The sequence below is a fragment of the Pseudomonas sp. AC112 genome, from assembly GCF_979253545.1.
In genome coordinates, this window is sequence record NZ_CEEDCM010000001.1 from 4,863,984 (window position 1) to 4,881,131 (window position 17,148).

Annotated in this window: 14 protein-coding genes; 1 reads left to right on the plus strand and 13 read right to left on the minus strand. The window is 61.3% G+C overall.

What is annotated here, in order from left to right:
• Nucleotides 1–184: 184 nt before the first annotated feature.
• Nucleotides 185–1,126: a SphA family protein gene (locus tag AC0IYN_RS22625; protein WP_471843342.1), complete on the minus strand. Its 942-nt coding sequence runs from the start codon at nucleotides 1,124–1,126 to the stop codon at nucleotides 185–187.
• A 203-nt stretch (nucleotides 1,127–1,329) separates the two neighbouring features.
• Here AC0IYN_RS22625 and AC0IYN_RS22630 point away from each other — a divergent pair, with 203 nt between their 5' ends.
• Nucleotides 1,330–2,358, plus strand: a complete 1,029-nt coding sequence (locus AC0IYN_RS22630) for an AraC family transcriptional regulator (RefSeq protein WP_099491833.1) — start codon at nucleotides 1,330–1,332, stop codon at nucleotides 2,356–2,358.
• A gap of 247 nt (nucleotides 2,359–2,605) precedes the next feature.
• Here the strand turns inward: AC0IYN_RS22630 and nuoN are convergent, their stop codons facing one another.
• The 12 genes from nuoN to AC0IYN_RS22690 all read right to left on the minus strand — a co-directional run bounded on the left by nuoN (nucleotide 2,606) and on the right by AC0IYN_RS22690 (nucleotide 17,145).
• Nucleotides 2,606–4,069 carry an NADH-quinone oxidoreductase subunit NuoN gene (gene nuoN, locus AC0IYN_RS22635; protein ID WP_028616809.1) on the minus strand — a complete coding sequence of 488 codons (1,464 nt, stop codon included), beginning with the start codon at nucleotides 4,067–4,069 and terminating at the stop codon, nucleotides 2,606–2,608.
• A 7-nt stretch (nucleotides 4,070–4,076) separates the two neighbouring features.
• The gene (gene nuoM, locus AC0IYN_RS22640; RefSeq protein ID WP_010209575.1) at nucleotides 4,077–5,609 is read right to left on the minus strand and encodes an NADH-quinone oxidoreductase subunit M; all 1,533 of its coding nucleotides are present in this window, start codon (nucleotides 5,607–5,609) and stop codon (nucleotides 4,077–4,079) included.
• A 64-nt stretch (nucleotides 5,610–5,673) separates the two neighbouring features.
• The gene (gene nuoL, locus AC0IYN_RS22645) at nucleotides 5,674–7,527 is read right to left on the minus strand and encodes an NADH-quinone oxidoreductase subunit L (RefSeq protein ID WP_095015610.1); all 1,854 of its coding nucleotides are present in this window, start codon (nucleotides 7,525–7,527) and stop codon (nucleotides 5,674–5,676) included.
• Complete coding sequence (gene nuoK, locus AC0IYN_RS22650; protein ID WP_003174727.1) at nucleotides 7,524–7,832, minus strand: NADH-quinone oxidoreductase subunit NuoK; 309 nt, start codon at nucleotides 7,830–7,832, stop codon at nucleotides 7,524–7,526. Before nuoK ends, nuoL begins: the two co-directional genes overlap by 4 nt.
• Nucleotides 7,833–7,834: 2 nt before the next feature.
• Nucleotides 7,835–8,338 (minus strand): NADH-quinone oxidoreductase subunit J, encoded by a 504-nt coding sequence (gene nuoJ, locus AC0IYN_RS22655; protein ID WP_049712667.1) that lies wholly within the window; start codon nucleotides 8,336–8,338, stop codon nucleotides 7,835–7,837.
• A gap of 9 nt (nucleotides 8,339–8,347) precedes the next feature.
• Nucleotides 8,348–8,896, minus strand: coding sequence for an NADH-quinone oxidoreductase subunit NuoI (gene nuoI / locus AC0IYN_RS22660; RefSeq protein ID WP_003174725.1), 549 nt, complete (start codon nucleotides 8,894–8,896; stop codon nucleotides 8,348–8,350).
• Nucleotides 8,897–8,907: 11 nt separating this feature from the next.
• A complete protein-coding gene (nuoH, locus tag AC0IYN_RS22665) occupies nucleotides 8,908–9,915 on the minus strand; it encodes an NADH-quinone oxidoreductase subunit NuoH (RefSeq protein ID WP_017137518.1) in 1,008 nt (335 codons plus the stop codon).
• Nucleotides 9,912–12,626, minus strand: a complete 2,715-nt coding sequence (gene nuoG / locus AC0IYN_RS22670; protein ID WP_457267281.1) for an NADH-quinone oxidoreductase subunit NuoG — start codon at nucleotides 12,624–12,626, stop codon at nucleotides 9,912–9,914. Before nuoG ends, nuoH begins: the two co-directional genes overlap by 4 nt.
• Nucleotides 12,627–12,761: 135 nt before the next feature.
• A complete protein-coding gene (nuoF, locus tag AC0IYN_RS22675; protein WP_406597499.1) occupies nucleotides 12,762–14,117 on the minus strand; it encodes an NADH-quinone oxidoreductase subunit NuoF in 1,356 nt (451 codons plus the stop codon).
• Entirely contained in the window at nucleotides 14,114–14,611 is a 498-nt protein-coding gene (nuoE, locus tag AC0IYN_RS22680) for an NADH-quinone oxidoreductase subunit NuoE (RefSeq protein WP_003174721.1), read from the minus strand. Before nuoE ends, nuoF begins: the two co-directional genes overlap by 4 nt.
• Nucleotides 14,612–14,613: 2 nt before the next feature.
• A complete protein-coding gene (gene nuoC, locus AC0IYN_RS22685; protein WP_025858969.1) occupies nucleotides 14,614–16,398 on the minus strand; it encodes an NADH-quinone oxidoreductase subunit C/D in 1,785 nt (594 codons plus the stop codon).
• A 72-nt stretch (nucleotides 16,399–16,470) separates the two neighbouring features.
• Nucleotides 16,471–17,145, minus strand: a complete 675-nt coding sequence (locus tag AC0IYN_RS22690; RefSeq protein ID WP_012724951.1) for a NuoB/complex I 20 kDa subunit family protein — start codon at nucleotides 17,143–17,145, stop codon at nucleotides 16,471–16,473.
• Nucleotides 17,146–17,148 lie beyond the last annotated feature (3 nt).

A 17,148-nucleotide genomic window follows, 5' to 3' on the forward strand; every position in this document is an offset into this window, starting at 1 on the left:
CCGGCAAGCCAGCTCCTACAACTACCTGCTTTTGAACCGACCACTCAGGCCGCCATGCGCTTGCTTTTGATTTTAATCTTAGGCAGCCCCCTCAAAATACCGGTCGGATTCCGGGCATACCGAGCTCCGCCGTTATCAAAAAAACGGATATGTACACCCCTACAAACCACGACCTCTATCCGCCTCACAAAGCAAAAGGAATCGTCAACTTAGCCCACAACATATCCCCCTCCGGCCGATTCTCCACATCAAACTCCTTGGCCCACCGCACCTCCGCACTCGCGTACTTCAAAAAAGTGAAATACACCGCCGGCCCAATCGCGAACACCTGCCCCCGCACACCATCATCCACCTCTTCACCCAAGATATTCACCACCGTATGCCCGTACTGCTTATCGTCGGTCGTCTGCTTGAGGTAATAGCCATTCACACCCAGGCTCAGGTTATCGGTGACCTTGTAGCTGGCCGAATAATCGAAATGGAAAATCTGCCCTGACCGGTAGTCGGTATCGTGGTTTTCCTTGTTGAAACTGTAAGTGGTCTTGATCGACAACTCAGTGCGCGCAGTAGGCATCCAGGTCGCCGACACCAACGGCTTGTAGGTGTAGAAATTATTGCTGGTGTTGGCCAGCCGCGAAGCGTCGTACTCGCCGGTAGGCAGGGTGATTTCCACTGCGGCGCCCAAGGTCAGGCGGGGTCCCAGGTCCCACAGGATGATCGGCGCCACAGTGGTGTCGCCCATGCTTTCCCGGGTGTCGGACATTCCGAACAGCGCCACCTGCTGTTTGAGGTACGGCTGCGCGACATAGCCGCCAAGGCGCCCGCCGAAAATACGCACGGGGCTCAGGTAGTCCAGGCGCGGGATGACCGCGTCCGACTTGATGCGCACCTCGGAGACCTTGCCGCCCAGGGAGCTGATGTCCAGCTTCCTGGCTTCGTAATGGTTGTAGTAGAGGTTGAAGGCGAACATATGGTCCGGCAGGTTGTTCACATCCAGGGGCAGGATGTAGAACCCATCGGTGCCGGGGCCGATGTTGTCGACGCCGCCTTCGGTGGCCAGGGCGGGCAGGCTGATCAGGCTCAACAGGGCGAATTGCAGCGGGTGAAGCACACGGGTGGGGTTCATGTCTGGCCTCATTATTATTGTTAGGGCACCGCAGGCCATAGAAATAAGCCCTGTACGCCCCGCACGGCAGGGTTTTGGCGGCCAGATAGGGGGACTTTGCCGGACAGGTTTCACTCAGGGTGCAGTGAATCTTGCAAGCGCCTATGATTGTCAGAATGTTTCTAAAACAAGAACTGAAGTACTCAGTCGGGAACCCGTGATCCATGCAAAGGAAAGCCGTAGACCCGCAGTTCGAGCTGGCGCTTGTGTCGCCGTTCCTGTTGCAGACCCTTGGGCAGGTGGTGGCGCAAAAGGGCGCCAGTGCCGACGCCCTGTGCCGTGGCCTGGGGTTTACCCTGGGCGACCTTGACGACCCGGCGCAACGCATCTCCTATCGCCAGGCCGTGGCGATGATCCAGCGTGCGCTCAAGGTGCTGCCCGATCAGGGACTGGGCCTGTGGGTGGGCAACCAGAATGTCCTGGGCACCCTGGGTTTACTCGGTCATGTGATTTCCCTGTGCAAGACCTTGCGCGATGCCTTCGCGATCGGCGAGCGCCACCAGCACACCTCCGGCGGCATTGCCACCACCCGCACCCTTGAGGGCGCCGATGAGGTGTTTGTCGACGTGGAATGCCTGTTGCCCTATGCCGAGGTGCAGGTGTTTGCCGCAGAAGAATTCTTCGCCAGCCTCATGGTGTATGGCCGTACGCTGGTGGGGCCGGCATTCATGCCGCTGCGCATGGAGTTCGTGCATGCGCCACCGCCTTATGCCGCCGAGTACCGGCGCCTGTTTGGTGACGATGTGCGCTTCGGCTGCCTGCACAACCGCATGGTGCTGGCGCCGCACTGGATGGATGCGCGCTTGCCCAACCATCACGCCCTCGCATTGCGCCAGGCCTTGGAATTGCTGGAGCTGGAAAGCGCCCAGCTGCACCAGAAGATGGACCTTATCCAGGCGGTCGAACGCGCGATTTCCCGCGACTTGCAGGGCAGTCAATTGGAGAAGGTCGCCAGCGACTTGAACATGAGTGGCCGCACCCTGCGCCGGCGCTTGACTGAGCATGGCCTGACCTTCGAAGCCTTGTTGGAGCAAGTGCGACGCGCGCGGACCATGGGCCTGCTGGGCAACCCGGGGTTGTCTATCGAACGGATCACGGAAGAGGTGGGTTACAGCGATGTGCGCAGTTTTCGGCGGGCGTTCAAACGGTGGACGGGGGTGAGCCCCAGCGCATTTCGCGGGGGGGCGTTATAGGCCGACATTGTGGTGAGCGGGCTTGCCCCGCGCTGGGCTGCGAAGCAGCCCCAGTAAGATCACAGGGTACGTTCAGGTATAACGCTATAGCCGGTTTTGGGGCCGCTCCGCGCCCCAGCGCGGGGCGAGCCCGCTCACCACAGAAACCCGCTCACCACGAGGTCTGTCCTATGGACATGTATTCATTCACAGAAACGCAAAACGGCGCCCGAAGGCGCCGTTCTGTTTACTGCATCCCGCTAAGCGATCAAACGCCCAACACCGCGTGCTGCACCAGGGTGAGCAACGGTTGTGGGTACACGCCCAGGAAGAACGCGAGCAGGGCGATGGCCAGCAGCATCACGCCGCCTGCCTTCTGTTCCCAGTGCAGCTCGGCATCCACACGGCGCAGGTTTGGCTCGATCAGGTACAGGGTGACCATCACGCGCAGGTAGTAGAACACGCCGATAGCGCTGCCCAGTACCAGGGACGCCACCAACCACCACTCGTGCGCTTCGACGCCGGTGGCGACGATGTAGAACTTGCCGATAAAGCCGGCAGTCAGCGGGATACCGGCCAGGGACAGCATCATCACGGTCAGTACGGCAGTCAGGTACGGACGGCGCCAGAACAGGCCACGGTATTCGTACAGGGCGTCGGCGTCACGGCCTTTGAACGGCGAGGACATCAGCGTGATCACGCCGAATGCACCCAGGCTGGTGATCACGTAGGTGACCAGGTACACGCCCATGGCTTCCACGGCCAGGCCTTTGCTCGCCACCAGGGCGATCAGCAGGTAGCCGAAGTGAGCGATGGAGGAGTAACCCAGCAGACGCTTGAGGTTGTTCTGGGTCAGGGCCAGCAGGTTACCGAACAGGATCGACGCAATGGCGATCACGGTCAGCACGGTGCTCAGCACACCGGTGTTGGCGGCAGGGGAGATCTGGAACAGACGCACCATCACCGCGAACACTGCCACTTTCGACGCAGTGGCCAGGAACGCGGCCACCGGCGCCGGGGCGCCTTCGTACACGTCCGGGGTCCACAGGTGGAAGGGTACCAGCGACAGCTTGAACGCCAGGCCGATCAACATCATGGCCAGGCCCAGCTGGGCGATTGGCGCAGGCATGTTGGTGGTGGCCAAGGCGTGACCGATACCGGTGAAGCTCAGGCTGCCGGCTTCGGCGTAGAGCAAGGCCATACCGAACAACAGGAACGCAGAACCGGCCGCCGACAGCACCATGTACTTGATGCCGGCTTCCAGGGAGCGCTTGTTGAAGAAGGCATAGGCCACCAGGCCGTAGGTCGGGATCGACAGCAGTTCCAGGCCGATGAACAGGCCCGCCAGGTGCTGTGCGCTGACCAGCACGATGCCACCGGCCGCAGCCAGCAGGATCAGCAGGTACAGCTCTTCCTTGTTGCCTGGGTAGCCGGTGCCGCCTTCGCCCATATAGGCGTGGGCGAGGGTGACGCACGCCAGGGTCGCGACCAGGATCAGCGCGATGTACAGCAGGGCGAAGTCATCCACCATCATCAACGGCGTGACCGCCAATGGCGCGACCTTGAGGGCCGGGATGATCGACAGCAGGGCCAGGTTGAGGCCGGCACAGGACAGCAGGAACGTTTGCGAGTGATTGCGGCGCCAGGCGATTGCCAGCATCACCACCACGATGGTGAGGCTGGTAATCAGCAGCGGCGCAAGCGCGATAAAGTGTTGGATCGTGAATTCCATAGCGCTCTTACCGGGCCGAAGCGAGTTGAGAGAAGGCGGTGCCGAACCACTGCTGCACGCCATGCATCGTCGCGGCAGAAGTGTCCAGGAACGGTTGCGGGTACACGCCGATGTAGATCAGCAGCACCGCAAGGCCGAGCACCATGATCAGTTCGCGAGCATCCATCCCTTGCAGGACGGTGTCGGACTTGGCCGGGCCGAAGTAGGCGCGGTGGATCATGATCAGCGAGTAAACCGAACCAAACACCAGGCCGGAGGTAGCAATCGCACTGATCCACGGTGTTTGCACGAATGCACCCATCAGGATCAGGAACTCGCCGATGAAGTTGCCGGTGCCCGGCAAGCCCAGGGACGCGGCGGCGAAGAACAGGCTGATCGCCGGCAGGTACGCGATGCGCGACCACACGCCACCCATTTCACGCATGTCACGGGTGTGCAGGCGCTCGTACAGCTGGCCACTCAGGATAAAGAGGGCAGCGGCCGAGACACCGTGGGCCAACATCTGGATGACTGCGCCTTGCAGCGCCAGTTGGCTGCCGGAGTAGATGCCGATCAGTACGAAGCCCATGTGGGACACGGACGAGAAGGCAATCAGACGCTTGATGTCGGTTTGTGCGAAGGCCAGGAACGCACCGTAGAAGATCCCGATCAGACCCAGGGTCATGGCGATCGGCGCGAATTCCGCCGAGGCATTCGGGAACAGCGGCAGTGCGAAACGCAGCAGGCCGTAGGCCGCCGTCTTCAACAGGATACCGGCCAGGTCCACGGAACCGGCAGTCGGCGCCTGTGCGTGGGCATCCGGCAGCCAGGAGTGGAACGGCACCACCGGCAGCTTCACCGCGAACGCGATGAAGAAGCCCAGCATCAGGATGTACTCGGTGGTCAGGGACATCTTGGTTTTCAACAGGTCGGCGTAGTTGAAGGTAATCACGCCGGTGTTGTTGAAGTTGACCAGTACCAGGCCCAGGATCGCCACCAACATGATCAGGCCGGAAGCCTGGGTGAAGATGAAGAACTTGGTCGCCGCGTAGATCCGGGTTTTCTTGCCGTCCGAAGAACTGTGACCCCAGAGCGCGATGAGGAAGTACATCGGCACCAGCATCATTTCCCAGAAGAAGAAGAACATGAACAGGTCGAGGGCGAGGAACACGCCGACAACGCCGCCCAGGATCCACATCAGGTTCAGGTGGAAGAAGCCCACGTGACGCTGGATCTCTTTCCAGGAGCAGAGTACCGAGAGGATACCCAGCAGGCCGGTCAGCAGGATCATCAACAGCGACAGGCCGTCGAGGGCCAGGTGCACGTTGATGCCGAAGCGCTGGATCCACACGTGCTTGAATTCAAGCGCGAAGGTCGGATCGACACCCGGTGCCGGAGCAAATGAATAGTCGCCATGGGCCCACAGCCAGAGGCCGAGTGCGAGTTCCAGGGACATGGTCAGCAACGCAATCCAGCGGGGGAGGGTGGCGCCGAAGCGTTCACCCATCCAGCAGAGCAGGCCGCCGATAAAGGGGATCAGGATTAGCCAGGGCAGAATCATGACAGGCTCGTTTCCTTTCGCAAGTTCGCAAAGTTGGCAATGTTCGCACGGTTCATAGACATGGTCAGACCGCTACCACGACGATGGCGCCGATGACCAGTACGGCACCGGCGGCCATGGAAGCGGCATACCAACGCAGTTGACCGGTCTCGCTGCGGCTCAGGGCGGTGTGACCGGCCTTGGCGGCACGCGGGATCAAACCGATGGTCTGGTCGAGCGGGTCTTTGCGCAGTACGTGGCTGATGGCCAGGTAAGGCTTGACGAACAGTTTGTCGTAGATCCAGTCGAAGCCCCAGGCAGCGAACCACCAGGCCGACAGGAAACGGCCAATGCCACTGTTGGCCACGGCGGTCACGAAGCGACGCTTGCCGAGGAACAGCAGCGCGGCCAGCAGGATACCGGCAATGGCGATGGCACCCGAGGCGATTTCCAGGCTGTGCTGGGCTTCGCCGCCGGCATGGCCGACGCTTTGTGGCAACACACCGTGCAGCGGCGGGGTGATCATGGCGCCGACGAAGGTCGACAGCACGATCAGCACCGACAATGGCAACCAGTGCGAAATGCCGTGGCCTGCGTGTGCTTCGGTCTTGGCTTCACCGTGGAAGGTGATGAAGATCAGGCGGAAGGTGTACAGCGAGGTCATGAACGCACCCACCAGGCCTGCGTACAGCAGGTTCTGGTTACCGCTGGCAAAGGCTTCCCAGAGGATTTCGTCCTTCGAGTAGAAGCCGGCAGTCACCAACGGCAGGGCGGCCAGGGCGGCACCGCCGACGATGAAGCTGGCGTAGGCCAGTGGCAGTTTCTTCCACAGGCCGCCCATCTTGAAGATGTTCTGCTCGTGGTGGCAGGCAACGATCACCGCACCGGAAGCGAGGAACAGCAGGGCCTTGAAGAAGGCGTGGGTCATCAGGTGGAAGATCGCCGCGTCCCAGGCACCCACGCCCAGGGCCAGGAACATGTAGCCGATCTGGCTCATGGTCGAGTAGGCGAGGATCCGCTTGATGTCGGTCTGTACCAGCGCGGCGAAGCCGGCCAGGACCAGGGTCACGCCGCCAACGATGCCCACCAGGTGCAGGATATCCGGCGCCAGGGTGAACAGGCCGTGGGTACGGGCAATCAGGTAGACACCGGCGGTAACCATGGTTGCGGCGTGGATCAGAGCCGAAACAGGCGTAGGACCGGCCATCGCGTCCGCCAGCCAGGTTTGCAGCGGCAGTTGCGCGGATTTACCCACGGCGCCGCCCAGCAGCATCAGGGTCGCCAGGGTGATCCAGAAGTCGCCAACCTGGAATTTCTGCGGTGCCAGCACCAGCAGTTCCTGGATATTCAGCGTGCCCACCTGTTGGAACAGGATGAACAGGCCGATGGCCATGAACACGTCGCCGATCCGGGTGACGATGAAGGCCTTGAGTGCCGCGTTACCGTTGTTGCGGTTGCTGTAGTAGAAACCGATCAACAGGTACGAGCACAGGCCCACGCCTTCCCAGCCGAAGTACAGGAACAACAGGTTATCGCCGAGCACCAGGAACAGCATGCTGGCGATAAACAGGTTGGTGTACGAGAAGAAGCGCGAGTAACCGGCTTCACCGCGCATGTACCAGGACGCGAACAGGTGGATCAGGAAGCCCACACCCACCACCACGCCGAGCATGGTGATCGACAGGCCGTCAACATAGAGAGCGAAGTTGGGCTTGAAGCCCTCCACCGACATCCACTGCCACAGCACCAGGGTGTAGTGACCGCCTTCTGGCGGCGCCACGTTGAATTGCCAGATGACGTAGGCGGCAACGATCGCCGACAGGCCAATGGAACCCACACCCACCAGGGCCGAGAGGTTTTCCGACCAGCGTCCACGGGAGAACGACAGCAGCAGGAAACCGATCAGGGGGAATACGAAAGTCAGAAAGATCATGTTCATCCGCGCATCTCACTGGCAGCGTCGATATCAAGCGTGTGGAAGCGACGATACAGTTGCAGCAGGATCGCCAGGCCAATACTGGCCTCGGCGGCTGCCAGGCTGATCACCAGGATGAACATGACTTGTCCATCCGGCTGGCCCCAACGTGCACCCGCAACGATGAACGCCAGTGCCGCGGCGTTCATCATGATTTCCAGGCTCATCAACACGAACAGAATATTACGGCGGACCATCAGGCCGACCAGGCCAAGGCAGAACAGGATGCCGGCGACCGCCAGACCATGCTCCAAAGGGATAGCAGGCATCGTCATTGCTCCTTGGCTTCGTTGCGGCCCAAGTGGAAGGCGGTGATGGCTGCGGCGAGCAGCAGCATCGAAGCCAGTTCGACCACCAGCAGGTACGGGCCGAACAGGCTGATGCCCACGGCTTTTGCGTCTACGGTGGTGTGGCCGATGGCCTGGCCGCTCTGGTGGGCGAACAGCACATACAGCAGTTCAGCCAGCAGCAGTGCTGCCAGGATCACCGGGCCGAGCCAGATGCCGGGCTTGAGCCAGACGCGTTCCTGGGCGACCGAAGCCGGCCCCAGGTTGAGCATCATCACCACAAACACGAACAGCACCATGATGGCGCCGGCGTAGGCGATCACTTCCAGCACACCGGCGAACGGGGCGCCGAGTGCGAAGAAGGTCATGGCCACGGCGATCAACGAAATGATCAGGTAGAGCAGGGCGTGCACAGGATTGGTGTTGGTGATCACGCGAAGCGTGGACACCACTGCAATACCGGACGCGAAATAGAAAGCGAATTCCATCTTTCTTCCTTAAGGCAGCAAGCTCTTCACGTTGATCGGCTCGGCTTCGTTTTGTGCGGCGCCTTTCGGCTTACCGGCAACGGCCATACCTGCAACACGATAGAAGTTGTAATCAGGGTTTTTACCGGGACCAGAGATCAGCAGATCTTCTTTCTCGTACACCAGGTCCTGACGTTTGAACTCGGCCATCTCGAAATCCGGCGTGAGCTGGATCGCGGTGGTCGGGCAAGCTTCCTCGCAGAGGCCGCAGAAAATGCAGCGCGAGAAGTTGATGCGGAAGAAGTCCGGGTACCAGCGACCGTCTTCGGTTTCAGCTTTCTGCAGGGAGATGCAACCCACCGGGCACGCCACGGCGCACAGGTTGCAGGCTACGCAACGCTCTTCGCCATCGGGGTCGCGGGTCAGCACGATACGGCCGCGATAGCGCGGCGGCAGGTACACCGCTTCTTCCGGGTATTGCAGGGTGTCGCGTTTGCGGAAGCCGTGACCGAACACCATCACCAGGCTTCGCAACTGGGTACCGGTACCCTTAACGATGTCGCCAATATATTTGAACATGGGTCAAATCCTCACTGAACCGCGCCGGCTGGCGTGTTCAACAACACAACGGCAGCCGTCACCAGCAAATTGATCAGGGTCAGTGGCAGGCAGAAGCGCCAGCTGAAATCCATCACCTGGTCGTATCGTGGACGCGGAATGGAAGCGCGCAGCAGGATAAACAACATGATGAAGAACGCGGTCTTCAGGAAGAACCAGAAGAACGCCAACTGCGGCAGGATGCCGAATGGACCGTGCCAGCCGCCGAAGAACAGCGTGACCAGCAGGGCCGAGATCAAGATGATGCCGATGTATTCGCCGACGAAGAACATGCCCCATTTCATGCCGGCGTATTCGATGTGGTAACCGTCGGCCAGTTCCTGTTCCGCTTCCGGCTGGTCGAACGGGTGACGGTGAGTCACGGCGACGCCAGCGATGAAGAAGGTACAGAAGCCGAAGAACTGCGGAATGATGAACCACAGGTTCTGCGCCTGGTACTCGACGATATCGCGCATGTTGAACGAGCCAACCTGCACCACGATGCCCATCAGCGCGAGGCCCATGAACACTTCGTAGGACACGGTCTGGGCCGAAGCCCGCAAGCTGCCCAGCAGGGCGAACTTGTTGTTGCTCGACCAACCGGCGAACAGCACCGCGTAGACCGACAAACCGGCCATGGCGAAGAAGAACAGCAAGCCGATGTTCAGGTCCGCCACGCCCCAGGTCGGGGTGATCGGGATGATCGCGAAGGCGATCAGCAAGGCGCTCATGGCCACGACCGGTGCCAGGGTGAAGATCACCTTGTCGGCAAACGGTGGGGTCCAGTCTTCCTTGAAGAACATTTTCAGCATGTCGGCGGCGATCTGGAACATACCGAACGGGCCAACGCGGTTCGGACCGTAACGGTCCTGCCACCAGCCCAGCAGGCGACGTTCGACGAAGCTGAGCAGGGCGCCCGCGACGACCACGGCCAACAGGATCACGATGGCCTTGACCACCGAGATGATCACGTCGATCACTTCAGGAGTGAACCAAGTCATTGCGCTGCCTCCTGCAGACCGTCAACGGTTTTGCCAAAGATCGCCGCTGGAATGCCGGCGATGCCTTTAGGCAGTGCAACCAGGCCAGCGCCCAACTCGTCGTTGATGCGCAGCGGCAGACGCAGGGTCTGACCAGCCACGTTCAGGCTGAGCAGGGCACCGTCGTTGACGCCCAGGCGGTCGGCTTCGGACTTTGCCACGGACACGTAGGCAGCTGGGATGCGTTCTTGAACCGGTGCGGCTTTCGAAGAGTTCTCTTCGCTGCCGAACAGGTGGAAGAACGGCACAACCTGCCAGGTGCCCTGAGCCGGGTTGAACGGACGCGGTACGGCAGAGAACCAGTTCAGCGAGTCACCGGTGCTTTCGATCAGGCGGGTGCCCGGGTCGCCGGCGCGGATATGACCACCGACTTCGTCCTGGAATTTGTTCCAGGCCTGCGGCGAGTTCCAGCCCGGCGACCAGGCGAATGGCACCTGTTGGCGCGGTTCGGCCGAGCCCGAGTAACCTTCCATGGAGAAGGCGAACGCGGTGTCCGGGTCTTGTGGAGTACGTGGCTCGTGCACGCTGATGTTGGCGCGCATGGCCGTACGGCCGGAGTAACGCAGCGGTTCACGGGCAAGCTTCATGCCCTTGATGCGGAACGCGGCGGACGGTGCAGCGTCGACGATACGGGCCAGCTGCGGCGCGCTTGCAGCGGCGGCGGCGGTGACGTGGTCGAGTTGGGTCCAGTCGATCGGTTGGTTCAGCAAGGTAGCGCGCAGGGCATGCAGCCAGCGCCAGCCTTCGTGAACCAGGATGCTGGCATCCATGTACTTCGGATCGAACACCTGGAAGAAGCGCTGGGCGCGGCCTTCCTGGCTGACCAGGGTACCGTCGCCTTCGGCGAAGGTGGCGGCTGGCAGCACCAGGTGGGCGCGATCGCTGGTAGCGGTCTTCTGGTGATCGGCGACGATCAGGACCTTGGCGGCATTCAGTGCAGCGTCAACCTTGGCGGCATCGGTGCGGGTGTACAGGTCGTTTTCCAGCACCACGATGGCGTCGGCATTGCCGTCGATCACCGCTTGCAGGGCTGCGTCCAGGGACTCGCCACCGAGCATGGCCAGGCCAAGGCTGTTGGCTTCCGGCACGACCAGGCTGATGGAACCATTCTTGTCGCGCAGCTTCAGGGCCTTGGCGATGTTGGCAGCGGCTTCGATCAACGCCTTGGAACCCAAGGAGGTGCCGGCAATGATCAAGGGACGCTTGGCGGCCAGCAGTGCGTCAGCGATGCGCTGGGCCAGTTCGGCGGCTTCGGTGTCCAGGCCTTCGACGGCCGGTGCGCTGGCGTCGAGGGCGTGGGCCACGGCGAAACCGATGCGCGCGAGGTCATCCGGTGCAGCGTGCACGCATTCTTCGGCGATGTCGTCGAGCTTGGTCTCAGCCAGGCTGGCGATAAACAGCGGGTTCAGCGCGTGCTGGCCGATGTTTTTCACGGCGGCGTCGAGCCAAGGCTGTACGCGCATGGCGTCGGCCATGTCTTCGGCCTTGCCTTTGACCGACTGGCGCAGCGACAGGGCGATACGTGCGGCGGTCTGGGTGAGGTCTTCACCGAGCACGAAGATGGCGTCGTGGTCTTCGATGTCGCGCATGTTCGGAACCGGCAGCGGGCTGTCGTTCAGCACTTGCAGGACCAGGCGGATGCGCTCCAGCTCACCGGCTTCAATACCGCTGTAGAAGTGCTCGGCGCCGACCAGCTCGCGCAACGCGTAGTTGCTTTCGAGGCTGGCGCGCGGTGAACCGATACCGACGATGTTACGGCCGCGCAGCAGGTCGGCGGCTTTATCCAGGGCGTCGTCCAGGCTCAGCTTGGCGCCATCGGCCAACAGTGGCTGGCGAGGGCGGTCTTCGCGGTTGACGTAGCCATAGCCGAAACGGCCACGGTCGCACAGGAAGTACTGGTTGACCGAACCGTTGAAGCGGTTTTCGATGCGACGCAGTTCACCGTATCGCTCACCCGGGGAGATGTTGCAACCGCTGGAGCAGCCATGGCAGATGCTCGGGGCGAATTGCATGTCCCACTTACGGTTGTAGCGCTCGGAGTGAGTCTTGTCGGTGAATACACCGGTCGGGCAGACCTCGGTGAGGTTGCCGGAGAACTCGCTTTCGAGCACGCCGTCTTCAACACGACCGAAGTACACGTTGTCGTGGGCGCCGAATACGCCGAGGTCGGTGCCGCCGGCGTAGTCTTTATAGAAGCGCACGCAACGGTAGCAGGCGATGCAGCGGTTCATTTCGTGGGAAATGAACGGGCCGAGGTCCTGGTTCTGGTGGGTACGCTTGGTGAAGCGATAACGGCGCTCGTTGTGGCCGGTCATCACCGTCATGTCTTGCAGGTGGCAGTGACCGCCTTCCTCACAGACCGGGCAGTCGTGGGGGTGGTTGGTCATCAGCCATTCGACAACGCTGGCGCGGAACGCCTTGGATTCATCATCGTCGATGGAGATCCAGGTGTTGTCGGTGGCTGGAGTCATGCACGACATGACGATACGACCACGGGTGTCGTTCTCGTCGGTGTATTGCTTGACCGCACACTGGCGACAGGCACCGACGCTACCAAGCGCGGGGTGCCAGCAGAAATACGGGATGTCGAGGCCTAGTGAGAGACATGCCTGTAACAGGTTGTCTGCCCCATCGACTTCGAGCGCTTTGCCGTCTACGTGGATAGTGGCCATGGTTCAAAGTTCTTCGTTGGCCCGTTGTCAGCGGGCGTGGCTAATGGAATCTTGTTATTCATGGGCGTCAACACAGCCTTTACGGCGTCAGCCCATGAGCAGGTGAAGGGCACGGACCCTTCACCTGTTAAAGCGTTACGCGCCGACTACGATCGGCCTCGCCAGAGGCGGGACGGCGGCGCTGGTAGGCGCGATGCCGGCTTCGAACTCCGAGCGGAAGTATTTGATTGCGCTGCCCAATGGCTCCACGGCGCCCGGTGCGTGAGCACAGAAGGTCTTGCCTGGGCCGAGGAAACCGACCAGACCCAGCAGGGTCTCGATGTCACCCTCGCGGCCTTCGCCATTTTCCAGGGCCATCAGCAGCTTGACGCTCCACGGCAGACCGTCGCGGCATGGGGTGCAGAAGCCGCACGATTCACGGGCAAAGAACTGCTCCATGTTGCGCAGCAACGAGACCATGTTCACCGTGTTGTCGACCGCCATCGCCAGGCCGGTACCCATCCGGGTGCCGACCTTGCCGATGCCGCCGGCATACATCTGTGCGTCGAGGTGCTCGGGGAGCAGGAAGCCGGTACCGGCGCCACCGGGCTGCCAGGCTTTCAAGGTGTAGCCGTCGCGCATGCCGCCGGCGTAGTCTTCGAACAGCTCGCGTGCGGTCACGCCGAACGGCAGTTCCCACAGGCCAGGGTTCTTCACTTTGCCGGAGAAGCCCATGAGCTTGGTGCCCATGTCTTCGCTGCCTTCGCGGGCCAACGATTTGTACCAGTCCACGCCGTCGGCAATGATTGCCGGCACGTTGCACAGGGTCTCGACGTTGTTCACGCACGTCGGCTTGCCCCACACGCCCACGGCGGCAGGGAAGGGCGGCTTGGAGCGCGGGTTGGCGCGGCGGCCTTCGAGGGAGTTGATCAGTGCGGTTTCTTCACCGCAAATGTAACGCCCGGCGCCGGTGTGCACGAACAGTTCGAAGTCGAAACCCGAACCGAGGATGTTCTTGCCCAGCAGGCCCGCTGCCTTGGCTTCTTCCACGGCACGGTTGAGGTGCTTGGCGGCGGTGGTGTACTCGCCGCGCAGGAAGATATAGCCACGGTAGGTTTTCAGCGCACGGGCGCTGATCAGCATGCCTTCGATCAGCAGATGGGGCAGTTGCTCCATCAGCATGCGGTCTTTCCAGGTGTTCGGCTCCATTTCATCCGCGTTGCACAGCAGGTAGCGGATGTTGATGGATTCGTCCTTGGGCATCAGGCCCCACTTCACGCCCGTGGGGAAGCCTGCACCGCCGCGGCCTTTGAGGCCGGCGTCTTTCACGGTCTGGACGATATCGTCCTGGGCCATGTCGGCGAAGGCTTTGCGCGCGGCGGCGTAACCGTTCTTGGCCTGGTACTCGTCGAGCCACACGGGCTCGCCGTCGTCACGCAGGCGCCAGGTCAGCGGGTGGGTCTCAGGCGAACGCTTGATCAGGTTGGCCGGGCCGAAAGAAGTCAGGGTCATGGGTAGCCCTCGAGCAATTGGGTCACGCCAGCAGGCTGCACGTCACCGAATGTGTCGTCGTCGATCATCAACGCCGGCGCCTTGTCGCAGTTGCCCAGGCAGCACACCGGCAGCAGCGTGAAGCGGCCGTCCGGGGTGGTCTGGCCGAGGCCGATGCCCAGCTTGTTCTGGATTTCGCTGACCACGGATTCGTGGCCGCCGATGTAGCAGACCATGCTGTCGCACACGCGAATGATGTGGCGACCCACTGGCTGACGGAAGATCTGGCTGTAGAACGTGGCCACGCCTTCAACGTCGCTGGCAGGGATGCCGAGGATCTCGCCGATGGCGTAGAGCGCGCCGTCCGGCACCCAGCCACGTTCCTTCTGGACGATCTTCAAGGCTTCGATCGACGCCGCGCGCGGGTCTTCGTAGTGATGCAGCTCGTGCTCGATGGCCGAGCGCTCGGTTTCACTGAGGGTGAAACGGTCTGTCTGGATAAGCGTGCTGTTCATGCTTAGCGGTCCACGTCGGCCATAACGAAATCGATACTACCCAGGTACGCAATCAAGTCCGCGACCATCTCGCCTTTGATCACCGAAGGGATCTGCTGCAAGTGGGCAAAGCTTGGGGTACGGATCCGGGTGCGGTAGCTCATGGTGCCGCCATCGCTCGTCAGGTAATAACTGTTGATACCCTTGGTCGCTTCAATCATCTGGAAGGATTCGTTGGCCGGCATGACCGGGCCCCACGAAACCTGCAGGAAGTGCGTGATCAGGGTTTCGATGTGCTGCAGCGTGCGTTCTTTCGGTGGCGGCGTGGTCAGCGGGTGATCCGCCTTGTACGGGCCGGCCGGCATGTTGCGCATGCACTGCTCGATGATCTTCAGGCTCTGGCGCATTTCTTCGACGCGCACGATGCAACGGTCATAGGCATCGCCATTGGCGGCCAGCGGCACTTCGAATTCGAAGTTCTCGTAGCCCGAGTACGGGCGCGCTTTACGCAGGTCGAAGTCACAACCGGTGGAACGCAGGCCAGCACCGGTGACGCCCCATTCCAGGGCTTCTTTGGTGTTGTACTGGGCGACGCCGATGGTCCGACCCTTGAGGATGCTGTTATCCAGCGCAGCCTTTTGGTACTCGTCCAGACGCTTGGGCATCCAGTCGATGAATTCCTTGACCAGGCGCTCCCAGCCATTCGGCAAGTCGTGGGCAACACCGCCGATGCGGTACCAGGCCGGGTGCAGGCGGAAACCGGTGATGGCTTCGATGACCTTGTAGGCGCGCTGACGGTCGGTGAAGGTGAAGAACACCGGGGTCATGGCGCCGACGTCCTGGATATAAGTACCCAGGAACAGCAGGTGGCTGGTGATCCGGAAGAACTCGGCCATCATGATGCGGATGGTGTCGACGCGGTCGGGCACCTTGATGCCGGCCAGCTTCTCGACCGAGAGCACGTACGGCAGGTTGTTCATCACGCCGCCGAGGTAATCGATACGGTCGGTGTACGGGATGAAGCTGTGCCAGGACTGACGCTCGGCCATCTTCTCGGCACCACGGTGGTGGTAGCCGATGTCCGGGACGCAGTCGACGATTTCTTCGCCGTCCAGTTGCAGGATGATACGGAAGGCACCGTGAGCCGAAGGGTGGTTCGGGCCCAGGTTGAGGAACATGTAGTCCTCGTTGGTGCCGGAGCGCTTCATGCCCCAATCTTCCGGACGGAAACGCGCCGCTTCCTCTTCAAGCTGTTGCTTGGCGAGGTTGAGGCTGAACGGATCGAATTCGGTGGCGCGGGCAGGGAAGTCCTTGCGCAGCGGGTGACCTTCCCAGGTCGGCGGCATCATGATGCGCGTCAGGTGCGGGTGGCCCGGGAAGTCGATCCCGAACATGTCCCAGACTTCGCGTTCGTACCAACTGGCGTTCGGCCAGATACCGGTCACGGTCGGCACGCTCAGGTCGCTTTCGGACAGGGCGACCTTGATCATCACGTCGCTGTTACGTTCGATCGACAGCAGGTGGTAGAACACGGTGAAATCGGCGCCGCTCGGCAGCCCCTGGCGCTTTGTCCGCAGACGCTCGTCCACGCCATGCAGGTCATAGAGCATGACGTACGGCTTGGGCAGGTTGCGCAGGAAGGTCAGGACTTCGACAAGCTTGGCACGCGCCACCCACAGCACCGGCATACCGGTGCGTGTGGCCTGGGCGGTGAAGGCGTCAGGGCCAAAACGGTTATTGAGTTCGACGACCACATCCTGGTCGTCTGCCTTATAAGGCGGGATGTACAGAGCACTGCCTGTAGTCATGGTTTTTTATCGCTTTCGGTCAACGTAAAGAATGAAGCCAGGTTTTCGTTCTATAAAAGAAGCGGTGCTGGATCAGACTTCGTCGGGGCTGCGCAGGTTGGTGACTGCGATTCGCTGTTCGCGGCGCTGTTCCTTTTGCGAAGGCATCTCGGCGCGGTACACGCCTTGATCACCGACGACCCAGGAAAGCGGGCGACGCTCCTTGCCAATCGATTCTTGCAACAGCATCAAGCCTTGCAGGAATGCTTCAGGGCGGGGCGGGCAGCCAGGCACGTAGACGTCCACGGGCAGGAACTTGTCCACCCCTTGAACGACGGAGTAGATGTCGTACATGCCACCGGAGTTGGCGCACGAACCCATGGAGATAACCCACTTTGGTTCGAGCATTTGCTCGTAGAGACGCTGAATGATCGGCGCCATCTTGATAAAGCAGGTTCCGGCGATAACCATGAAATCCGCCTGGCGCGGCGATGCCCGGATAACTTCGGCGCCAAAGCGCGCGATGTCGTGGGGCGCCGTGAAGGCGGTGGTCATTTCCACGTAGCAGCACGAAAGGCCGAAGTTGTACGGCCACAGGGAGTTCTTACGTCCCCAGTTGACCGCGCCACTCAGCACGTCTTCGAGCTTGCCCATGTAGATGTTTTTGTGGACTTGATCTTCTAACGGATCGGAAACGGTTTCCCGTTCGCCGATGGGGTACTGATCGTTAGGAGCATCCGGGTCGATCCTGGTGAGATTGTATTGCATCGC